Source organism: Pigmentiphaga kullae, from assembly GCF_004216695.1.
In the GTDB taxonomy this organism is placed as follows: domain Bacteria; phylum Pseudomonadota; class Gammaproteobacteria; order Burkholderiales; family Burkholderiaceae_B; genus Pigmentiphaga; species Pigmentiphaga kullae.
Map to the genome: position 1 here is coordinate 2573294 of NZ_SGXC01000001.1, position 21025 is coordinate 2594318.

Genomic DNA, 21025 nt, shown 5'->3' on the forward strand with positions numbered 1-21025 from the left:
CCTTTCAGGCAACTACATCCGGAACAGGCCGAAGCGGGTTTGTTCCACGGGGGCGCTCAGCGCCGCCGCCAGCGACAGGCCCAGCACGCGCCGCGTCTGCGCCGGATCGATGATGCCGTCGTCCCACAGCCTGGCCGTGGCGTAATAGGGATGGCCCTGGGTCTCGTACTGTTGGCGGATGGGCGCCTTGAAGGCTTCCTCTTCCTCCTCGCTCCAAGCCTCGCCGCGCGACTGCTCGGTGTCGCGCCGCACCGTCGCCAGGACCGAGGCGGCCTGTTCTCCGCCCATGACGCCGATGCGGGCGTTGGGCCACATCCACAGGAAGCGGGGGCCGTAGGCGCGCCCGCACATGCCGTAGTTGCCCGCGCCGAAGCTGCCGCCGATGATGACGGTCAGCTTGGGCACCCGGGCGGTGGCGACCGCGGTCACCATCTTGGCGCCGTCCTTGGCGATGCCGCCGTTCTCGTACTTGCGTCCCACCATGAAGCCGCTGATGTTCTGCAGGAAGATCAGCGGGATCGCCCGCTGGGCGCACAGCTCGATGAAGTGGGTGCCTTTCTGCGCCGATTCCGAGAACAGGATGCCGTTGTTCGCGACGATGCCCACGGGCATGCCGTACAGGCGCGCGAAGCCGGTGAACAGGGTGGGGCCGTAGCGCGCCTTGAACTCGTCGTAGCGCGACCCGTCCACCAGCCGGGCGACGATGTCCCGCACGTCGTAGGGTTTGCGGACGTCCTGCGGCACGATGCCGTACAGTTCCCCGGGGTCGTGAACGGGTTCGTCGCCCTCGGCCAGCGCGGGCGCGGCGGGACGGTTCAGGTTGCCGACGATGCCGCGCGCCAGGTGCAGCGCATGGGCGTCGTTCTCGGCCAGGTGGTCGGCCACGCCCGAGACGCGGGTGTGCACGTCGCCGCCGCCCAGGTCCTCGGCGCTGACGATCTCTCCGGTCGCGGCCTTCACCAGCGGCGGGCCGCCCAGGAAGATGGTGCCCTGGCCCCGCACGATGATGGTTTCATCGCTCATGGCGGGTACGTAGGCGCCGCCGGCGGTGCACGACCCCATCACCACCGAGATCTGCGCGATGCCCTGGGCCGACATGTTGGCCTGGTTGTAGAAGATGCGGCCGAAGTGTTCGCGGTCGGGGAAGACCTCGTCCTGCAGCGGCAGGTAGGCGCCGCCGGAGTCCACCAGGTAGAGGCAGGGCAGGTGGTTCGCCTGGGCGATCTCCTGGGCCCGCAGGTGTTTCTTCACGGTCATGGGGTAGTAGGTGCCGCCCTTGACCGTGGCGTCGTTGGCCACGACCATGCAGGCCACGCCGTGGATGCGGCCGACGCCCGCGATCAGGCCGGCGCAGGGGGCTTCGTCGCCGTACAGGCCCAGAGCGGCCAGTTGGCCGATTTCCAGGAAGGGGGAACCGGGATCCAGCAACAGGCGGATGCGCTCGCGCGGCAGCAGCTTGCCGCGCGCCGCGTGGCGGGCGCGGGCGGCGTCCCCGCCGCCTTGCGCGACCTGCGCGGCCCGCGCGCGCAGGTCCGCCACGAGGCGGCGCATGGCATCGGCATTGGCCTGGAATTCCGGGGAACGGGTATCCAGCCGGCTGGGGTGGGCATGCATGGCCTGGCTCCTGGGCGAAGGGGTCAGCGGGTTTCGGCGAAGAGTTCCCTGCCTATCAGCATGCGCCGGATCTCGCTGGTGCCCGCGCCGATCTCGTACAGCTTGGCGTCGCGCCACAGGCGGCCCGTTGGATAGTCGTTGACGTAGCCGTTGCCCCCCAGCGCCTGGATGGCTTCGCCGGCCATCCAGGTGGCCTTCTCGGCCGCGTACAGGATGGCGCCGGCGGCATCCTTGCGCAGCGAGCGGCCGTGGCCGGGCTTGTCGCAGCTGCGCGCCACCGCGTAGACGTAGGCGCGGCAGGCCTGCCAGGTGGTGTACATGTCGGCCAGTTTTCCCTGCATCAGCTGGAACTCGCCCACGCTCTGTCCGAACTGCTTGCGCTCGTGCACGTAGGGCAGCACGACGTCCATGCAGGCCGCCATGATGCCCAGCGGTCCGCCGGCAAGCACCGCGCGTTCGTAGTCCAGTCCGCTCATCAGCACGCCCACGCCGTTGCCGACGCCGCCCAGCACGTTTTCCTCGGGGACCTCGCAGTCGTCGAAGAACACGGGATAGGTGTTGGAGCCGCGCATGCCGAGCTTGTCGAGCTTCTGGCCGAAGGTCAGGCCGGGGAAGCCTTTCTCGACGATGAAGGCGGTGATGCCGCGCGGTCCGGCCTCGGGGTCGGTCTTGGCGTACACGATCAGGATGTCGGCGTCGCCGCCATTGGTGATCCACATCTTCGAGCCGTTCAGCACGAAGCGCCCGCTCTTGCGCGTGGCCCGCAGGCGCATGGATACCACGTCCGAGCCGGATGTCGTCTCGCTCATCGCCAGCGCGCCCACGTGATCCCCGGCGACCAGCGGCGGCAGGTGGCGTGCCTTCTGCCCGGGCGTGCCATGCCGGTGCAACTGGTTGATGCAAAGATTGGAGTGTGCCCCGTAGGACAGGCCCACCGCGGCCGATGCCCGCGATAGTTCTTCCATGGTCACCACATGCGCCAGATAGCCCAGCGCGATGCCGCCGTAGTCGTCGCCCACCGTCATGCCGTGCAGCCCGAGCTCGCCCATTTTTTTCCACAGGTCGCGGGGGAAAGTGTTGTCCTTGTCGATGGCCGCGGCGCGCGGCTCGATCTCGTTGGCGGCGAAGCTGCGGACCACCTCGCGCAGCATCTCGATGGTGTCGTTCACGCCGAAATCCAGGGAAGGCAGCGGGATCATGGAAAGTCTCCGATTCTTGTCTTGCTGCGGAAAGGAAGGCGTCAGGCCACGGCGTGAGGGGCCTGATGGTCCTGCGGCGAGGCCGAGCCGGTGGGCGCGGCGTACTGCGCCAGCAGGCGTTCCTGCTTGATGCGGGCAATGCGTGCGTTTTCCTCCTTGACGTGTCCGAAGCCCCGTACTTCCTGGGGAAGCCTGGCCAGTTCCAGTGCCAGGGGCAGGCGTTCGGGGGTAAGCGTGGCGACGAGCTGGCGCATCAGGGCCTCGTAGCCGCCGATCGCCGCGCGCTCGGCGCGCCGTTCGGGCAGGTAGCCGAAGGGATCGAGCGGCGTGCCGCGCAGCCCGCGGGCGCGCGCCAGCCATTTGTAGGCGGTCAGCATCCATGGGCCATAGGTCTGTTTGACCAGATGGCCGTGCGCGTCGCGGCGGGCGAACAGCGGCGGCGCCAGGTGGAAGCGCAGGCGGTAGTCGCCTTCGAACTGACGCGCGACGCGCTCGGCGAAACCCGTCTCGACGAACAGCCGGGCAACTTCGTACTCGTCCTTGTAGGCCATGAGCTTGTAGAGGCTGACCGCGACCGTGCGCGCCAGCCGGTTGCCGGCGATCCGTTCTTCCTCCAGGGCGGCGATCTCGCGCACGAAGGTCTCGTAGCGGGCGGCATAGGCGGCGTTCTGGTAGCGGGCGAGCCGCTGCGTGCGGTCGACCAGCAGCGCATCCAGCGAGTACGGGCGCGGCGGCATCACCACCACCGTGCCGGGCCGCTTGAGCCCGGCGGCGACGCTGGCCGCCTGCAGGTCCAGCGCCGCCTGCCGGCCCCACGCGAACGCGGCCTTGTTCATTTCCACGGCCGCCGCGTTCAGCTCGATCGCCCGCATCAGGGAATCCTCGCGCAGGGGGATCCAGCCCTTTTGCCACGCGTAGCCGAGCATGAAGACGTTGGTGGCGATCGCGTCGCCCAGGAGGCCGGTGGCGATCTCGGTGGCGTCCACCGCCTCGGTCTGCCAGGCCGCTTCGCGCACGCGCTGCAGCATGGCCTCGGGCGAGGCGTGCCAGTCGGGATCCTGGGTGAAGGCGCCAGTGGGCGACACGTCCAGGTTCAGCGCCGCGCGGGTGCGCGTCGTGGCCATCATGTCGATGGCGTCCTGGCCGCAGGCGACCATCAGATCGCAGCCCAGCACGACATCGGCCTGGGCGGAGGGAACCCGGGTGGCATGCAGCGCGGCGGGGGTGGCGGCCAGCCGCACGTGCGACATCACCGCGCCACCTTTCTGCGCCAGTCCGGCCATGTCCAGCACGATGACGCCCTTGCCTTCGAGGTGGGCGGCGATGCCCATCAGCGCGCCTATCGTGACCACGCCCGTGCCGCCCACGCCGGTCACGACGATGTTCCAGGCCTGTTCCAGGCCGGGCAGGGCTGGCGCCGGCAGGTCTCGCGGCGGCGTGGCCTGTCGCGCCGCGGGCTTGCGCAACGCGCCGCCCTCGACCGTGACGAAGCTGGGGCAGAACCCCTTCACGCACGAGAAATCCTTGTTGCAGGAGCTCTGGTCGATGGTGCGCTTGCGGCCCAGCGGGGTCTCCAGCGGCAGGATGGACACGCAGTTGGACTGCACGCCGCAATCGCCGCATCCCTCGCAGACCTCCTCGTTGATGAGCACGCGGCGGGGCGGGTCGGCCAGCTTGCCGCGTTTGCGGCGGCGGCGTTTCTCGGCGGCGCAGGTCTGCACGTAGACGATGACCGACACCCCGGGTTTCTCGCGCAGTTCGCGCTGGATGTCGTCCATGCGGTCGCGATGGCTGATGGCGATGCCCGCCGGCAGGCCAGGAAGCTCGCGCAGCGCGTCGGGCTCCTCGCTCACGAGGTGGATGTGGGGTACGCCCTCGGCCACCATCTGCTGCAGGATCTGCGGCACCGTGGGCGCGCCCTCGACCGGCTGTCCGCCGGTCATGGCGACCGCGTCGTTGACGAGGATCTTGTAGGTGATGTTCACGCCCGCCGCCAGCGCGGCCCGGATGGCCAGGGAGCCGGAGTGCGTGTAGGTGCCGTCGCCGAGGTTGGCGAAGATGTGGGGCGTGTCGGTGAAGAATGCCTGGCCTATCCAGGTCGCGCCTTCGCCGCCCATCTGCGTGAAGGTCTCGGTATGGCGGTTCATCCACTGCGCCATGTAGTGGCAGCCTATGCCGGCGACCGCGCGCGAGCCCTCGGGCACCTTGGTGGACGTGTTGTGCGGGCAACCCGAACAGAAGTAGGGCAGGCGCTGCGGCGCGCCGGGCACTGCGCGGGTGCAGCCCTCGGGCGGCTTGCGTGCGGCCAGGTAGGGCAAGGCGCGCGCGTCCAGGGCGTCGCGGCCGATCACCTTGGCGATGCGCGAGGCGATCACGCCGGCGATGGCGGCCGGCGTCAGTTCGCCGTTGGGCGACAGCAGGATGCCGTCGTGCGGCACGTGCACCCATTCGCCGGTCTCGTCGTACTTGCCGACCACGCGCGGCCGCGCGGATATGGACGCGTTGTAGAGATGCTCCTTGATCTGGTATTCGATGATCTGGCGCTTTTCCTCGACCACCAGGATCTCGTCCAGGCCCTCGGCGAATTCGCAGATGCACTCGGGCTCCAGCGGCCAGGACACGCCTATCTTCAGCAGCCGCAGTCCCATGGCGCGGGCGGCCGCCTCGTCGATGCCCATCATGGCCAGGGCCTCGCGCACGTCCAGGTAGCTCTTGCCGGTGGTCACGATGCCCAGCCTGGCGCGCGGGACGTGCCAGTCCTGGCGGTTCAGGCCGTTCTGGCGCACGTATTCCAGCAGCGCGTACAGGCGCTCACGCTGCAGGCGATTCTCCTGCTCCAGCGGCGGATCCGGCCAGCGGATGTGGAAACCGCCCTCCGGAATGGGATAGGTATCGGGCACGCGGATGTTCACCGCCATGGGATCGATGTCCATGGAGGTGGACGACTCCACGGTGTCGCTGACGACCTTCAGTCCCACCCAGCAGCCCGAATAGCGCGACATCGCATAGCCGTGCAGGCCGAACTCGATCAGCTCGCGCACGCCGGCCGGGTTCAGGACCGGGATCATGGCCGCGATGAACGCGTGTTCGCTCTGGTGGGGCAGGGTGGACGATTTGCAGGCGTGGTCGTCGCCGGCCACCAGCACCACGCCGCCATGCCGCGAACAGCCGGCGATGTTGCCGTGCTTGAACACGTCGCCGCAGCGGTCCACGCCGGGGCCCTTGCCGTACCACAGCGCGTACACGCCGTCGGTGGTGGCCCGGGCGTCCAGGCTGACCATCTGCGTGCCCCAGACCGCGGTGGCTGCCAGTTCCTCGTTGAGTCCCGGCACGAACTTGATGCGGTGGGCTTCCAGGTGGCGGGCGGCCTTCCACATCTCCAGGTCCACCGACCCGAGCGGCGAGCCCCGGTAGCCCGAGACGAAGCCCGCGGTGTTCAGCCCGGCCGCTTCATCGCGCTGCTTCTGCGCCAGCATCAGGCGCACCAGCGCCTGCGTTCCGGTCATGTAGACGCGGCCGCGCGGCCGTGTGTACTTGTCGTCCAGGGTCAGGACGGTCTCGACGGGTTGTGCGCTCATGATGCACTCGCAGTCCAGGGTTGGGCGCGCAAGGGGGTAGCGCGGATCCAGCCGGCCGCGCGGGGCGGCCGATGGTGTCCGCATGGCGCCTTGAAGGCCCGGTCGGATGGACGGGCCGCGTAACGGCGAAGGGCGTAGGCGATGGGGGAAGGGAAGAAGCGGCGACGCGGCGCGAGCCGACACATGGTCGCTCGGCCCGGATGGGCGGGCCGGCAGGAGCATGCGCTGTGCGAGCCTTCGCGTTCATACCGTCGGTCGGCGCGGCCCGGTGGGGCGGGCCGGCTTTCCTCCTCCTGTGCGGTACGGGGCCGCATGTAGAAGGTGCGTGATGAGCACAACATACCACGACGGCAGGTGCTTAAGCTTATTTCTTTTAGTTGTTAAGTGATGCAAAAACATTTAAATACAATATATAGAACCTGCTCGATATCACTCGAGGTTCTGAACACCATGAAACGTTTCTTCGCATCGGCCGCGCTCGCGCTCGCGCTCGGCCTCGCCTCGGCCTCTCTCCAGACGGCAGCCGCCGCGCCGCTGGAGATCGGCTATCTGCCCATCCTGCCCGACGCGCAACTGTTCATCGCGCGCGAGCAGGGGGCGCTGCCGGCCGAGGGCGGGCCGCCCAAGCTGGTCCAGTTCCAGAGCGGGCCCGCGCTGGTACAGGCCCTGCTGGCAGGCCAGCTCGACATCGCCTACGTCGGCATCGGCCCGGCCCTGGTGGCGCGCGGCAAAGGCGCCGACATCAAGGTCGTCGCCTCCAACATCGTCGAGCAGGTCAGCTTCGTCGCCATGGGCGACCTCGCGCCCTATTTCGCCTCGGGCGATCCCGCCACGGCCTTCTCCCGCTTCGCCAAGGACAAAGGCCGGCAGCCCGTCATCGCCAGCTATCCGCGGGGGGCGGTGCCCGAAGCGGCCCTGCAATACTGGCTGCGCAACCGTATCAAGGTCGATCCCGCGTCCTTCAAGCTGATCTACCAGGGCGAGGCGCAGATGCAGCAGACCCTGCTGACCGGCGCGGTGGACGGTGCCGTCATCCTCGAACCCACCGTGACCACCGTCCTGACCCGCGCACCCAAGGCCCGCGTCGTCGCGCGCGGCTCCGACCTGTTCCCGCGCCAGCCGGGCGCGGTGCTGCTGGTGCGCGAGAAGCTGATCAACGAGAAACCCGAACTGGTGAAGTCGCTGGTGGCCGCCCACGTCGCGGCGACCAGGCTGCTGGACACCGATCCGGCCAAGGCCGCGCCGCTGGTGCAGAAGTACGTGGGCGGCGGCCGCCTGCCGGTGGACCTGGTCGAGAAGTCGATCCGCAATTCCAAGGGCCAGTTCGAGGCCGACCCCAACGCCATCGTGCCGGCCACGCTGGTGTTGCAGAAGTTCCAGTCCGACACCGGCACGCTGGAAGGACCGGCGGTGGACGTGGCCAAGCTGTTCGACACGCGTTTCTATGACGCCGTCGCCGGCAAGCGATAGGCCCGCGCGTCGTCCATGATGGTCAAGAATCCCGGATGGCCGGTGCGCGCCGCCTACGGCGTGGCGGGTATCGTCGTCTTCGTGCTGCTGTGGAAGGCGGCGGGCGTGTTCCGCTGGGTCAATCCCGGCACGCTGCCCGATCCGTTCGCGCTGCCCGATGCGCTGGCGCAGGAATGGACTTCGGGGCGCCTGCTGCCCGCCGTCGGCTCCAGCCTCATCCACTACTTCTGGGGCCTGGCGCTGGGCACCCTGTCGGGCATCGCCGTCGGCCTGGCCGCGGCCACGATACGGCGCTTCGACCTGTTTCAGGCCTATCTGGCCCGCGTGCTGCGGCCCATTCCGCCGCTGGCCTGGGTGGTGTTCGCCATCGCGTGGTTCAAGGTCAGCCATGCCGGCGCCGCTTTCGTCATCGCCATCGGCGTGTTCTGGGTGAACTATTTCGCCACCTACAGCGCGGTCCGCAACATCGATCCCCGCTTCTATGAACTGGCGCGCAGCTTCGGGCAGGGCAGCTACTGGCGGCGCGCCGTCAGCATCACGCTGCCGGCCATCGCGCCGGGCACGCTGGCGGGCGTGCGCACCGGCATCGGCCAGGCATGGATGACGCTGATCGCGGCCGAGCTGCTGGGCGTGCCCGGCATGGGGCAGGAGATGAATGCCGCCGCCGGCGTGGGCGCCTACGAGGCGGTCGTCGTCTACATGCTGGCCATATCGCTGGTCTACGCCATTTGCGACCTGGGTTACGCGTGGCTGGAGAAAAAGGTGCTGTCGTGGCGGCCGTAATCGAATTCGATCGTTTCTCGTATACCCATCCGGGCGCGCCCGGCCCGGTCATCCAGGACCTGTCGCTGGACATAGGGAAGGGCGAGTTCCTGGCCGTGGTCGGCGGCTCGGGCGTGGGCAAGTCCACGCTGCTGCGCACCGCCGCCGGCCTGATCGCGCCATCGGCGGGACAGATGCATTTCCGCCTGCCGCAGCGCGCGGGCCGCCGCCGCCGCGCCGTGGTGTTCCAGGATGGCCGGCTGCTGCCCTGGCGCACCGTGGCCGGCAATGTGGCCTACGGCCTGGAGACCCTGGACGTCGATGCCGCCGAGAAGCGCGGCCGGGTGGACGAGGCGCTGCGGATGACGGGGCTGGCCGAGTTCGCCGACCGCTGGCCGCACCAGTTGTCCGGCGGCCAGGCACAGCGCGTGGGCATTGCGCGCGCGCTGGCGGTCAAGCCCGACATCCTATTGATGGACGAGCCCTTCAGCGCGGTGGACGCGTTGACGCGCCGCCACCTGCAGGCCGAACTGATGCGCATCTGGCAGGCCACGCACGCGGCGATCATGTTCGTGACCCACGACATCGACGAGGCGGTGTTCCTGGCCGACCGCGTCGTGGTGCTGGGGGGACGGCCCGCGAACGTGGCCGAGAATCTGGTGATCGACCTGCCGAGGCCGCGCGATCGCGGCCATGCCGACTTCGGCCGCCATGTGGCTCATCTGTCGGCGCAATTGGGAGTGGACTGATCATGGCCGTCGTCAAACTCGTCGTTCACGCGCCCACGCCCGCCGCGCTGGAGCGGGGCCGGCGCAACGTCGCCAACCTGCTCAAGGCCGACGGCCAGGCCCAGGTCGAACTGGTGGCCAACGCCGGTGCCGTCGCAGCGGCCCTGGGGCAGCCGGACGCTACCGACATCCATCTGCGCCTTTGCGGGAACACGCTGGCGGCCAACGGGCTGACGGCGCCGGCCGGCATCGCCGTGGTCGAGGCCGCGGTGCTGCACATCGCGCGCAGGCAGGCCGAGGGTTGGGCCTACATGCGGGCCTGACGTCTTGGCGTCAGCCGGTCCTGGGTTGATTCGACATTTGTGTTCTTGACCCGGTCTTGTCCGGGGCGCCGGGGCCGGGCGGCCGGTGAGGCGCAGCGAAGCCGGTCCCGCTGCGCGGGACTACCCGGTGGGGACCGGGTGGACGGGGCGGGCGCAGAACTCGGGCCGGGGTAGCCCACTGGGCTACCCCGAAGGCCGCCCTCAAACAGCTGCGCCCTTGCTTCCCCGTCCACCCGGTCCCCACCGGCGGCTCCGAATGCGCCTCACCGGCCGCCCGGCCCCGGCGCCCCGGACAAGACCTGCACCGCTGGTCGCGTAGATTCATGGACTCCAGTACGGTCGTCTTGTTCAATGAGAGAAAGAACTCTCGCCGTCTCTGGATCTGCGATCGTTACTCATCACTGCCGTAGTTCTTGATCGGTGGGGTGGCCCGCGTTGGGGCGCATTCGGAGCCGCCGGTGAGGGCGGGCTTGGCGGGGAAGCAAGGGCGCAGCTGTTTGAGGGCGGCAGTAGGCACAGTCCGGGGGACTGTGCCCGCCCGAGTTCTGCGCCCGCCCCGCCAAGCCTGCCCTCACCGGGAAGTCCCGCACCAGCGGGACCGGCTTCGCTGCGCCCCAACGCGGGCCACCCCACCGATCAAGAACGGGTCAAGAACGCAATCCCCGCCACTGAGGACGCCCTCTGGATGCCACGAATAGCGATTCAGCCTACCCCATCATCATCAGGCTGGCGTTGCCGCCGGCCGCGGCGGTGTTGATGCTGACCGACCGCTCGACCAGCAGGCGTTCGAGCGGAATGGCGGCGTCCCCCGGCGCGAGGTCGATCACCGGCACGAGCGGGCCCTCCCGGCGGGCGAGCTGCCGCAGGATGGATTTCAGCCGGTTGCCCATGGCATAGACGAGGACCGCATCGAATGGCGAGGCGGCGGGATCGGCCACGGCCACGTGGGCGGCGAGATCCGCCGGCAGCGACGCGTGCAGCGCGGCCGCTTCGTGGCCGGCCTGCCACAGCGCGTCATTGCCCGTGGCCAGCGCCGCGGCCAGCTGGGCCAGCAGGTCGGAGGCTTCGTCCGCGATGCACAGCACCCTGCCGCGCGGCCGCAGCGCGTAGACGTCGAGCTGCCCGGTAGGGCCGGGCAGGGTGGCCGCGGCGGTCTCGGGTAGTCGCGCGGCGTAGGCCGCGCAGCGGTCGGCCAGTTCCGCCATGCCCTGCTCCCGGGCCCAGTCCCACAGGATGGCAAGCGGCCGGGCGGGTCGGGCGGGTTGCAGCCACGCGGGCGCCGGCGGATGCGAGGCCAGCGCGCGTATCGCGATGTCCGGCGGCGCCGCCGACAGCAGGCGCGGCAGATACAGCGGCCCGCCCGCCTTGGGGCCGGTGCCCGACAGGCCTTCGCCGCCGAAGGGCTGCACGCCGACGACCGCGCCTATCATGTTGCGGTTCACGTAGATGTTGCCCACGCGCGCCCGGCCCAGCACCAGCGCGACGGTGTCGTCGATGCGGGTATGCAGGCCCAGCGTGAGCCCGTAGCCCAGCGCATTCACCTCGTCCAGCAGGCGGTCGAGATGCCGTCCCGCGAAGCGCACCACGTGCAGGACCGGTCCGAATACTTCCCGGCGCAACTGGTCCGGCCGTTCGAGTTCGATCAGCGTGGGGGCGACGAAGCAGCCGTGCCGGCACTCGTCCGTATCCAGGCGGCCGGCGCGGAATACCGGATGGCCGGCGTCGCGCATGGCGGCGATGTGCCGCTCGATGTCGTCGCGCGCGGTTTCGTCTATGACAGGCCCGGCATCGGTCTCCAGGCAGTCGGGCCGGCCGGTGCGGTATTCGTCCATCGCGCCGCGCAGCATGGCCAGCATCCGGTCGGCGATGTCCTCCTGCAGGCACAGCAGGCGCAGGGCCGAGCATCGCTGGCCGGCGCTGTCGAACGCCGATTCCAGCACGTCGGCGACCAACTGTTCGGGCAGGGCCGACGAATCGACGATCATGGCGTTCAATCCGCCGGTCTCCGCGATCAGCGGGATGCTTCGGCCGCCGGCGCCCAGCCGCTCGGCCAGGACGCGGCGCATGTCGCGCGCCACCGCGACCGAGCCGGTGAACAGCACGCCCTGCACGCGCTGGTCGGCGACCAGGCCGGCGCCGACGGATTCGCCGCGTCCGGGCAGCATTTGCAGCGCGCCCGGCGGGACCCCCGCGGCGCGCAGGATGCGCACGGCCTCGGCGGCGATCAGCGGTGTCTGTTCCGCCGGCTTGGCCACCACCGTATTACCGGTCGCCAGCGCGGCGGCCACCTGCCCGGTGAAGATGGACAGCGGGAAATTCCAGGGGCTGATGCAGGCCACGATGCCCAGCGGCCGGTGCAGCGCGGCGTCGAATCCCTCGGTGGCGCGCGCGGCGTAGTAGCGCAGGAAATCGACGGTTTCGCGGACTTCGCCGAAGGCGTTGGGTAAGGTCTTGCCGGCCTCGCGCACCATCAGCGCCGCGAGCGCCTCGCGTTCCTCTTCCATGCCATCGGCGGCGCGGCGCAGGATGGCCGCGCGCTCGGCCGGCGCCGTGTCGCGCCAGAGGCGGGCGGCATGGGCGGCGCGGACCAGCGCGAGTTCGAGATCGGCCGGCGAGGCTTCCTGCACGTGGCCGACGAGGTCGCCGCGATGGGCCGGGTTGCGGACGTCCAGGCGCGGCCCGGGTGCCGCCTCGTCGTCCAGCAGGGGGCGGGCGAGCCAGGTTCGGGCGGCCGCGCCCGCCAGCCGGTGGGACAGCCGCAGCAGGCCGGCTTCGTCGGACCAGTCCATCCCGCGCGAGTTGGCGCGCTCGGCGCCGTACAGATCGGGCGGCAGGGGGATGCGGGGATCGGGCGCGCCGACGGGGCCGCCCCCCGCGCCAATGTCGCGCGCGGCCGAGACCGGGTCCACGATGACCGCTTCCAGCGGCAGGTCGCGGTCGGCCACGCGATGGACGAACGAGGTGTTCGCGCCGTTCTCGAGCAGGCGGCGCACCAGATAGGCCAGCAGCGTATCGTGCGGGCCGACCGGCGCGTAGATGCGGCAGGGGCGGTCCAGGCCGCCCGTGCCCACGACCTGGTCGTACAGCGGCTCGCCCATGCCGTGCAGGCATTGGAACTCGTATTGTCCGGGCCGGAAATCCGCGGGCCCGGCCAGGTGGTAGATGGCTGCCAGGGTATGGGCGTTGTGGGTCGCGAACTGCGGGAAGACCGCGTCGGGCGCGGCGAGCAGCTTGCGTGCGCAAGCCAGGTAGGCGATGTCGGTGTGGGGCTTGCGTGTATAGACCGGATAGTCCGGCACGCCCTGGACCTGGGCGAGCTTGACCTCGCTGTCCCAGTACGCGCCCTTGACCAGGCGGACCATGAGCCGGTGGCCGCTGCGGCGGGCCAGGGCGGCCAGATGGTCGATCAGCCGCAGGCTGCGCTTCTGGTAGGCCTGGACGACGAATCCCAGGCCGTTCCACCCCGCCAGGTCCGATTCCCCGCACAGGCGTTCGAGCAGGTCCAGCGACAGGTCCAGGCGCGCGGCTTCTTCCGCGTCGATGTTGATGCCCATGCCGTAGCCGCGCGCCGCGCGAGCCAGGGACAGCAGGCGCGGATAGAGTTCGCTTTGCACCCGTGTCCGCTGGCTTCGTGCGTAGCGCGGATGCAGGGCCGACAGTTTGATCGAGATGCCGGGAGCCTCGTAGGGCGTGCCGCCCTGGCACGAGGCGCCGATGCGGTGGATCGCCTGGTCGTAGGCGGCGGCGTAGCGCAGGGCGTCGGCCCCGGTCATGGCCGCCTCGCCCAGCATGTCGTAGGAATGTGTGTAGCCGCGCGCCACCTGCGCGCGCGAGCGGTCCAGCGCCTGCTCCACCGTGCGGCCCGCGACGAACTGATCGCCCAGCAGGCGCATGGCGGCATCGACGGCCCGGCGCACCAGCGGTTCGCCGCCTTTCTCGATCAGGCCGGCCAGCGCCGCCTGCGGGCCCGATCCCTGGTGCGCGGCATACAGCCGGCCGGTCAGCAGCAGGCCCCAGACGGCGGCGTTGACGAACAGCGACGGGCTGTGTCCCAGGTGGGCCGACCATCGGCCCTTGCTGATCTTGTCGCGGATCAGCGCGTCCTGCGTGGCCGCATCCGGTATGCGCAGGACCGATTCCGCCAGGCACATCAACGCGATGCCTTCCTCGGACGAGAGCGAGAATTCCTGCAGCAGCATCTGCGCCAGGCCCTCGGTAGCCGGGAGCCGCGCCTGGTCGCGCAGCGTGGAAGCCAGCCGCCACGCCAGCTCCATGACCGGCCCGCTGTCGGGCGGCGGTTCGATCGCGTCCAGCAGGCGCCCGACCATGTCGTGTTCCGCCCGCCGCGTGTCCGCGGTGATGGCCGCGCGTTCGCCGGTCTGCGGCGCGAGGCCCGGCGAGAAGGTCTCGAAGGGGATGGGGCAGGGAGTCGTCGACTGCATGGATGCCCTCCTGGCGCGGTGCGGCGTGCGGCAGGATCCAGTCTAGCCCATGGGCGGGATGGCTTGCAGCGTCGCGAGGTCCAGCAGCGTGAAGCGGCCGTCCTGCATCCATCCTCCGGTGTCGATGTGGTGGACGTTGCCCAGCACGACCGGATCCTCCACGGGCGTGTGGCCCACGACCAGCGCGCGCAGTCCGGCGACGCCGTCGGCGTTCTCGCCCTGCAGCCGGTCGCGCGACCACATCGCGCGATCCCGCGCGGCGCGCCACAGCCGCAGCGACCAGACGAGCCGGCTCCAGTCCCGCACCGGGCTGTCCGCATGCACGATGCCCACGGGTCCCGCCGGCGTTTCGATCTCCCTGGCCAGCGGCAGGCGCGCGAAAGCCTCGGCGTAGACCGGGCGCCGCGCGAGGGGCTGCGTCACGAACCAGGCTCCGCCGTTGGCGATGTAGCTGGTCTGGTCGACGGGGTTGCCCTTGGCGTAGCGTATCGCGATGTCTTCATGATTGCCGCGCACCGCATGGAACCAGGGAAGTGCCAGCCAGTCCAGCACCTGTTCGGATTCCGGTCCCCGGTCGACCAGGTCGCCCACGCTGAAGAGCCGGTCGACGGCGGGGTCGAAGCGCGCGCGGTCCAGGGCGGCCCGCAGCCGCGTGAAATGGCCATGGATGTCCCCGACCGCGATGTCGCGGCCGAGGCGGTTGGCTTCATGGCGGACGAGAAGAGCGCTCATGGGATTCCGTTGGCGGAAACCCCATGATAGGCCGTTACGGCGATCCCGGCGCCTGCCCGCATGCCAGGTTGGCGGGTATGGCCACGTCCATCAGGCGCGGGTTGGGCAGGTTCAGGTTGCGCATGATCTCGACATACTCGGCCTGCGTCTTGCCGGCCAGGCGCGGGTTGTGCCGCTTTTCCTCGCCGATGCTGGAGGCGGTCCAGCCCTTGTAGTCGTGCGCCGGGTAGACCGTGGTGTCGTCGGGCAGCGCGAACAGCCGGTCGACGATGGAGTGCCAGGACAGTCCGGCATCGCCCGCCTGGAAGTCGGTGCGGCCGGTGCTGCGGATCAGCAGCACGTCGCCGGTGAAGACGGCGCGGGGCGTGGCCGGCTCCAGCACGAAGCTGAAGGACTCGTCGGTGTGCCCGGGGGTATACAGGGCCTGCAGCGTCATGCCGTCCACGCGCAGCAGTTCGCCGTCGCGCACCTGGCGCGAGACGCATTCGGCGCGCGAGCGCTCGCCCATGATGGTGGTGCAGGCGGTGGCGTCTCGCAGGTCGCCCAATGCGGTGATGTGGTCGGCGTGGGTGTGGGTGTCGATGGCGTGGACCAGGCGCAGGTCCAGCTCGCGTATGGCCTGCAGGTAGTGCTGCAGGCGTTCCTTGACCGGATCGATGATCAGCGCCTCGCCCCCGAGGCGGGATGCCAGGAGATAGGTGTAGGTGCTGGAGTCGGGCTCGAAGAACTGGCGGAAGATCATATATTTCTTGAAGAAATAAGCAAATTTCTATATGGAATATATGTTAGACATTCACGTGCCGGCCGTCAAAGCCCGCCGGGGGACGGCGGCAGCAGCCCCATGCGCCGCTTCGCCCGGTGCGCCGAGCCGTTGCGCACGGCCCAGCGCAGCACCGGCGCGACGCCGTCGATCGCGATGCCGGCCGCGCGGACCCGCCAGGCGGGGCGCCGCAATTCCAGCATGTCGGCGGCCCAGTCGGGAAGCAGGGCCGTGCCGGCCTCCATCATGAACCGGCTCACCGGCCGCGCCAGCGGACTGACTGCCGGGGGATGGGACAACAGGATGCGGGCGATCTCGCGGGTGCGGTCGTCGCACACCAGCTGCGGGCGCATGCGCGCCAGATAGGCCGCCACTTCCGCGCGTGACCGGGGGACTTCGCGCGCGCCCAGGCGCAGCGCGATCAGCGCGATCTCGTCGTAGTAGCGGTCCTGCTCGGCGCCCGACAGCGCGGGGTTGCGATGGCGCAGGTGCGCCGCCAGGAAGTTGCTGACCTCGGCCACGTGGACCCAGGTCAGCAGGTCGGGGTCGTCGGCCGCGTAGGGGCGGCCGTCGGGCGCCGTGCCGCGCACCTGTTCGTGGATGCCGCGCACGCGCGCGATCAGCCGTTCGGCGTCCGCCGTGGCGGCGTAGGTGGTGCCCGAGATGAACTGGCCGGTGCGGCGCAGGCGGCCCAGCATGTCCTGGCGGAAATTGGAGTGGTCCCAGACGCCGGCCAGCGCCAGCGGATGCAGCATCTGCATGAGCAGCGCGGCGATGCCGCCGATCAGCATGGAGGTGAAATCCCCGTGCACTTTCCAGCAGGCCGAGTCGGGGCCGAACAGGCCGGGGTCGCCGCGCGGATGCTCGAAGTCGATGCCGCCCAGCGCCAGTCCGGTCAGGCCCAGGACCTGGGCCTCGATGTGCCTGCGTATCATGCCCGGCCCCGCATGGGCTGTAGCGACGGGGCGTTGCGCTGCATGAGGTCGCACAGGTGCTCGGCCGCCGGAGTCATGGGCATTTCCGCGCGGCGGATCAGCACGATGTCGGGCGCGGGCAGGCTTTCGCGCACGGCGATCACCTGCAGCGAATCGCGCGTCAGGTCGAATTCCCGCCATTGCACCGGCAGCAGCGCGAGCAGGTCGCTGTTGGCCAGCGCGACCATCATCGACAGCGCGGTGCGGGCCTGGAGCGCCACGCGTGGCGCGGGCAGGCCGTATTCCTGGAACAGCCGCGCCAGGTCGTCCTGATTGTCGTAGTCGGTCGAGGGCAGGGCCCATTCGGCGCCGGCCAGCGCCTTGAGCGAACGCGAGCGCGCCAGCGGATGCCCCTTGCGGCAGACCACGGCGCGGGTGTTGGAGAACAGCGTCTGGACGATGAAGCCGGCCGGCACGGTGCCGGGCGCGGCGCCCAGGTAGAAGTCGATGGCGCCGCTGCGCAACTGCGATTCGAGGTCGGGGAACAGGCCTTCGATGAGCTGCAGGTAGACCTGGGGATAGCGCCGCCGGAAGGCGGGCAGGGCGCGGGGCAGCAGGCCCATGTGCGGCATGATGGACAGGCCGGCGATGACCGTGCCGGCGCCCGAACCCTGGGCCTGCGCCAGTTCGTCGCGCGCCCGGCGCAGTTCGTTGACCATGCCGCGTGCGCGTTCGTGGAACAGCCGGCCGAGCGGCGTCAGCACCATGCCGCGCGCCTGGCGTTCGAACAGCGGTGTGCCCAGTTCTTTTTCCAGGCCGCGCACGCTGCGGGTAAGCAGCGGCTGCGCCACGCCCAGCCGGCGGGCGGCGGCGCGCAGCCCGCCGTGTTCGACGATGGCTACGAGGTCCCGCAGCTGATTGAGTTTCATGGATATCAAAATCGAATCACTCGTGGGATTTTGACATCTTGTCCGTAGCACCGCCACTTTTCTACAGTCACCTCGCGTCCACCACAAAAACTTGATAGCACGCGCAGGAGACAAGCATGCAACGCATCATGGCCTTGGGCCGGCATGGCCGGCTGCTGGCATGGGCGGCAGGGTTCGCCGTCGCCCTGTCGTCGGTTCCGGATTCACGGGCCCAGACCTGGCCCGCCAAGCCGGTCAGGATGATCGTACCGTTCCCGCCCGGGGCCGCCCCCGACGTCGTGGCGAGGTTGATCGCCGACCGGCTCTCGCACGGCTGGGGGCAGCCGGTGTATGTCGAGAACAAGCCCGGCGCCGGCGGTATTCCGGGCATGTCCACGCTGGCCCGATCCGGCGCCGACGGTTACACGGTGGGCTTCGTGCCCGCGGCGGCGGCGGTGCTCACGCCCTTGCTCTACAAGCAGCCGCAGTACGACATGGACCGCGACATCGTGCCCGTGGCCGCGGTGGGCACCAGCCCCATGATGGTGGTGGTGCCGGGCTCGTCGGGCATCCGTTCCATGGCGGATCTGGCCAAGGAAGGAAAGGCCCGGCCGGGCACCTTGAACTTCGCCGCGGCGCAGGCCGGATCGGTGCCGCACCTGACCGGCGAAATGCTGGCGCGAGCCGGCGGATTCCAGCTTTTCACCGTACCCTACGCCGGCTCGCCCGCCGCCATCAACGCGGTGCTGGCGGGCGAGGCGGCGCTGACCATCGATGGCATCCCCGCCCTGGTCCAGCACGTCAAGGCCGGCAAGATGCGCGCCCTGGCGGTGACCTCGCCGCGGCGGCTGCCGGGCCTGGAGTCGGTGCCCACGGTGGCCGAGACCCTGCCGGGGTTCGAATCGCTGGGGTGGTTCGCGCTGTTCGCGCCCACCGGGACGCCCGCCGCGGTCGTCGAACGCATCAACGCCGACATCAACCGCCTGCTGGACGACAAGGAACTGGTCTCGCGCCTGGCGGACCTGGGGGTCTATCCCATGCACGGCAGCGCGGCCGATCTCCAGGCCTTCGTGCGGGGCCAGCAGGCGGTCTGGAAGAACACGGTGCAGGAACTGGCGATCCAGCCCCAGTAGGCCTGGCCATCCAATCAACCACGATGGAAATGCAGATGAACGATAGAAGAAAAGCCCTGGTCACCGGCGGGGCGACCGGCATCGGCCGCAGCGCGGTCCTGGCCCTGGCGCGCGCCGGCTACGACGTGGCGATCAACTACGCCTCCAGCGGCAAGGCCGCCGGCGACGTCGCCAGCGAAGCGGCCGCCCTGGGGGCCCGCACCATGCTGCTCCCGTGCGACGTGGCCGACGACGCGGCGGTGCGCCAGATGATGCGCGCCGTCGACGAACGGTTCGGGCGCCTGGATGCGCTGGTCAACAACGCCGGCACCACCGCGGCCTGGAAAGTCCGGGACCTGGAAAGCCTGGGCATGGGCGAATGGGACCGCACCTTCGCGGTGAACGTGCGGGGTCTCTTCCAGGTCACGCGCGCCGCGGTGCCGCTGCTCAGGAAGGGCACGGACCCGGCCATCGTCAACACGGCCAGCATCGTCGGCCTGCGGCCCGGGCCCCAGCCTTTGCCCTATGCCGCCAGCAAGGCGGCGGTCGTGAACCTGACCAAGACGCTGGCCTGGAACCTGGGGCCGGACATCCGGGTGAACGCCGTCGCGCCGGGTTGGATGGAGGGCGACTGGATGCAGCGCATGCTGGGCGAGAAGTACGGCGACCTCATGGGCAAGCGCGCCCGCGCCACGCCGCTGCGCCGCTGCGTGACCGCCGACGACGTGGCCGAAACCATGCTGAACCTGCTGCAATCGAACCGCTTCGTCACCGGCGAGATCGTCGTGATCGACGGCGGCTACACCAGCTCGACCTGAGGAAGCGCCATGCTCGAAGGATTCGTCCCCTTTCCGCCCGAGTTCGCCCGCCGCTACCGCGAGCGGGGATACTGGCAGGACCGCTCGCTGGCCCAGGAGTTCGCGCAGGTCTTCGCGCGGTATGCCGACCGGGTGGCGCTGATCGACGGCGACCGCAGCCATACCTACGCCGACCTGGACCGGCTCAGCGACAACCTGGCGCTGCACCTGCTGGCGCTGGGGCTGCGCCCGCTGGACCGCGTCGTGCCCACGCTGCCGAACGTGGCCGAGTTCGTGATCCTGTACTTCGCGCTGCAAAAGATCGGCGCCATTCCCATCGCCGCGCTGGTCACCCATCGCTACCAGGAGATCAGCCAGTTCGTCGGGCTGTCGCAGGCGCGCTGCTGCGTCTATCCGGTGTCGCAGGGCGACTTCGTCTTCGGCCCTGTCGTCGATCGCATACAGCACGAGAACGAGTGCCTGCGGCTTCGGCTGGTGCTGGGCCCGGCGGGGCCGGGGGAACATTCGCTGGCTGAGCTGATCGAGACGCCGGCCCCCGGCGACCGGGCGGCCCTGCGCGACATCCGCATCGATCCCGAGGATCCCTGCATCTTCCAGCTGTCGGGCGGCACCACCGGAATTCCCAAGCTGATCCCGCGCACCAGCAACGACTACGCCTACAACTCCAAGGTCGCGGCGGAAGTGACTCGGGTGGACGGCGATTCGGTGCTGCTGCTGGTGCTGCCCATCGCGCACAACCTGCCATTGGCGTGTCCCGGCATACAGGGTTTCCTGCTCAACGGCGCCAGGGTTGTGCTGCACGCGAACACCCGTCCGGCCGAGATGTTCGCGCTGATCGAGAAACACCGCGTGACGCACCTGAAGGTGGTGCCTGCGCTGCTGATCCGTCTGATCAACGATCCGGACATCGGGCGCTACGACCTGTCTTCGCTGCGGCTGATCCAGAGCGGCGGCCAGCGCATGCAGCCCGAGGTCCGCTCGCGCACCCGCCGCCTGATTCCCACCGCGCTGGTGCAGGAGAACTTCGGCATGTCGGAAGGTGTGCTGATGTTCGTGCGCCACGACGACCCCGAGGACGTGCTGATGGAAACCTGCGGCCGACCGGTCTGCCCCGACGACGAGGTTCGGCTGATCGATGACGAGGGGCGCGAGGTCGGGCCGGGCGAGGTGGGAGAACTGTCCTGCCGCGGCCCCTACACGCTGCGGGGCTACTTCGGCGTGCCCGAGTACAACGCGAGACAGTTCACGCCCGATGGCTTCTACCGGTCCGGGGACTTGATGCGCAGGCATCCCTCGGGCAACTACATCGTCGAAGGCCGCAAGAAGGACCTGATCAACCGTGGCGGCGAGAAGATCAGCGCGGAAGAGATCGAGAACCTGATACTCATGCATCCCGCCGTGCAGAACGTGGCCTGCGTTCCCATGCCGGACCCCGACATGGGCGAACGGATGTGCGCGTGCGTGGTGCTGAGGGCGGGCGCGTCGCTGACGCTGCCGGAGCTGGTGGCCTTCCTGAAGGCGCGCGAGATCGCCAAGTTCAAGCTGCCCGAGCGGCTGGAGGTCCTGGACGACTTCCCGGTGTCCACCTTCGGCAAGGTGTCGAAGAAATCCCTGGCCGAGATGGTGACGGCCAGGGCGGCCGCAGCCTGAAAGAAGGAGAGACGC

At 69.7% G+C, this 21025-nt stretch carries 15 protein-coding genes; 7 read left to right on the plus strand and 8 right to left on the minus strand.

Annotated elements, in window-relative coordinates; all coding sequences use genetic code 11:
• Window positions 1–12 precede the first annotated feature (12 nt).
• Genes EV675_RS12500 through EV675_RS12510 form a run of 3 tightly spaced genes read right to left on the minus strand, consistent with a single transcriptional unit; the run spans window position 13 to window position 6391 of the window.
• Entirely contained in the window at window positions 13–1614 is a 1602-nt protein-coding gene (locus EV675_RS12500; RefSeq protein WP_130357541.1) for a carboxyl transferase domain-containing protein, read from the minus strand.
• A gap of 23 nt (window positions 1615–1637) precedes the next feature.
• Entirely contained in the window at window positions 1638–2813 is a 1176-nt protein-coding gene (locus EV675_RS12505) for an isovaleryl-CoA dehydrogenase (protein ID WP_278044763.1), read from the minus strand.
• Between the two features lie 41 nt (window positions 2814–2854).
• Window positions 2855–6391: an indolepyruvate ferredoxin oxidoreductase family protein gene (locus EV675_RS12510; RefSeq protein WP_130357542.1), complete on the minus strand. Its 3537-nt coding sequence runs from the start codon at window positions 6389–6391 to the stop codon at window positions 2855–2857.
• A 450-nt stretch (window positions 6392–6841) separates the two neighbouring features.
• Here EV675_RS12510 and EV675_RS12515 point away from each other — a divergent pair, with 450 nt between their 5' ends.
• From EV675_RS12515 to EV675_RS12530, 4 genes are read left to right on the plus strand one after another with little or no spacing between them, the layout of a single operon-like run.
• Entirely contained in the window at window positions 6842–7861 is a 1020-nt protein-coding gene (locus EV675_RS12515; protein ID WP_130357543.1) for an ABC transporter substrate-binding protein, read from the plus strand.
• A gap of 15 nt (window positions 7862–7876) precedes the next feature.
• Window positions 7877–8644 (plus strand): ABC transporter permease, encoded by a 768-nt coding sequence (locus EV675_RS12520; protein ID WP_242621395.1) that lies wholly within the window; start codon window positions 7877–7879, stop codon window positions 8642–8644.
• Window positions 8632–9372, plus strand: coding sequence for an ABC transporter ATP-binding protein (locus EV675_RS12525; protein ID WP_130357544.1), 741 nt, complete (start codon window positions 8632–8634; stop codon window positions 9370–9372). The genes EV675_RS12520 and EV675_RS12525 overlap by 13 nt, the downstream gene beginning before the upstream one ends.
• A 2-nt stretch (window positions 9373–9374) precedes the next feature.
• A complete protein-coding gene (locus EV675_RS12530) occupies window positions 9375–9674 on the plus strand; it encodes a DsrE family protein (RefSeq protein ID WP_130357545.1) in 300 nt (99 codons plus the stop codon).
• Between the two features lie 707 nt (window positions 9675–10381).
• On the opposite strand, the gene putA is transcribed toward EV675_RS12530, so the two are convergent.
• From putA to EV675_RS12560, 5 genes are all read right to left on the minus strand, one after another.
• Window positions 10382–14116, minus strand: coding sequence for a trifunctional transcriptional regulator/proline dehydrogenase/L-glutamate gamma-semialdehyde dehydrogenase (gene putA, locus EV675_RS12540; RefSeq protein WP_130357547.1), 3735 nt, complete (start codon window positions 14114–14116; stop codon window positions 10382–10384).
• Between the two features lie 42 nt (window positions 14117–14158).
• Window positions 14159–14848: a metallophosphoesterase gene (locus EV675_RS12545; protein ID WP_130357548.1), complete on the minus strand. Its 690-nt coding sequence runs from the start codon at window positions 14846–14848 to the stop codon at window positions 14159–14161.
• 34 nt (window positions 14849–14882) lie between these two features.
• Window positions 14883–15590, minus strand: a complete 708-nt coding sequence (locus EV675_RS12550) for an MBL fold metallo-hydrolase (RefSeq protein WP_130357549.1) — start codon at window positions 15588–15590, stop codon at window positions 14883–14885.
• Window positions 15591–15655: 65 nt separating this feature from the next.
• A complete protein-coding gene (locus EV675_RS12555) occupies window positions 15656–16543 on the minus strand; it encodes an oxygenase MpaB family protein (protein ID WP_130357550.1) in 888 nt (295 codons plus the stop codon).
• On the minus strand, window positions 16540–17451 hold the full coding sequence (locus EV675_RS12560; RefSeq protein ID WP_130357551.1) for a LysR substrate-binding domain-containing protein: 912 nt from the start codon (window positions 17449–17451) through the stop codon (window positions 16540–16542). Before EV675_RS12560 ends, EV675_RS12555 begins: the two co-directional genes overlap by 4 nt.
• Before the next feature lie 116 nt (window positions 17452–17567).
• Here EV675_RS12560 and EV675_RS12565 point away from each other — a divergent pair, with 116 nt between their 5' ends.
• From EV675_RS12565 to EV675_RS12575, 3 genes are read left to right on the plus strand one after another with little or no spacing between them, the layout of a single operon-like run.
• Window positions 17568–18563 (plus strand): Bug family tripartite tricarboxylate transporter substrate binding protein, encoded by a 996-nt coding sequence (locus tag EV675_RS12565; RefSeq protein WP_130357552.1) that lies wholly within the window; start codon window positions 17568–17570, stop codon window positions 18561–18563.
• Window positions 18564–18598: 35 nt separating this feature from the next.
• Entirely contained in the window at window positions 18599–19360 is a 762-nt protein-coding gene (locus EV675_RS12570) for an SDR family NAD(P)-dependent oxidoreductase (RefSeq protein ID WP_130357553.1), read from the plus strand.
• Between the two features lie 9 nt (window positions 19361–19369).
• Window positions 19370–21010, plus strand: a complete 1641-nt coding sequence (locus EV675_RS12575; RefSeq protein ID WP_130357554.1) for a (2,3-dihydroxybenzoyl)adenylate synthase — start codon at window positions 19370–19372, stop codon at window positions 21008–21010.
• Window positions 21011–21025: the final 15 nt, after the last annotated feature.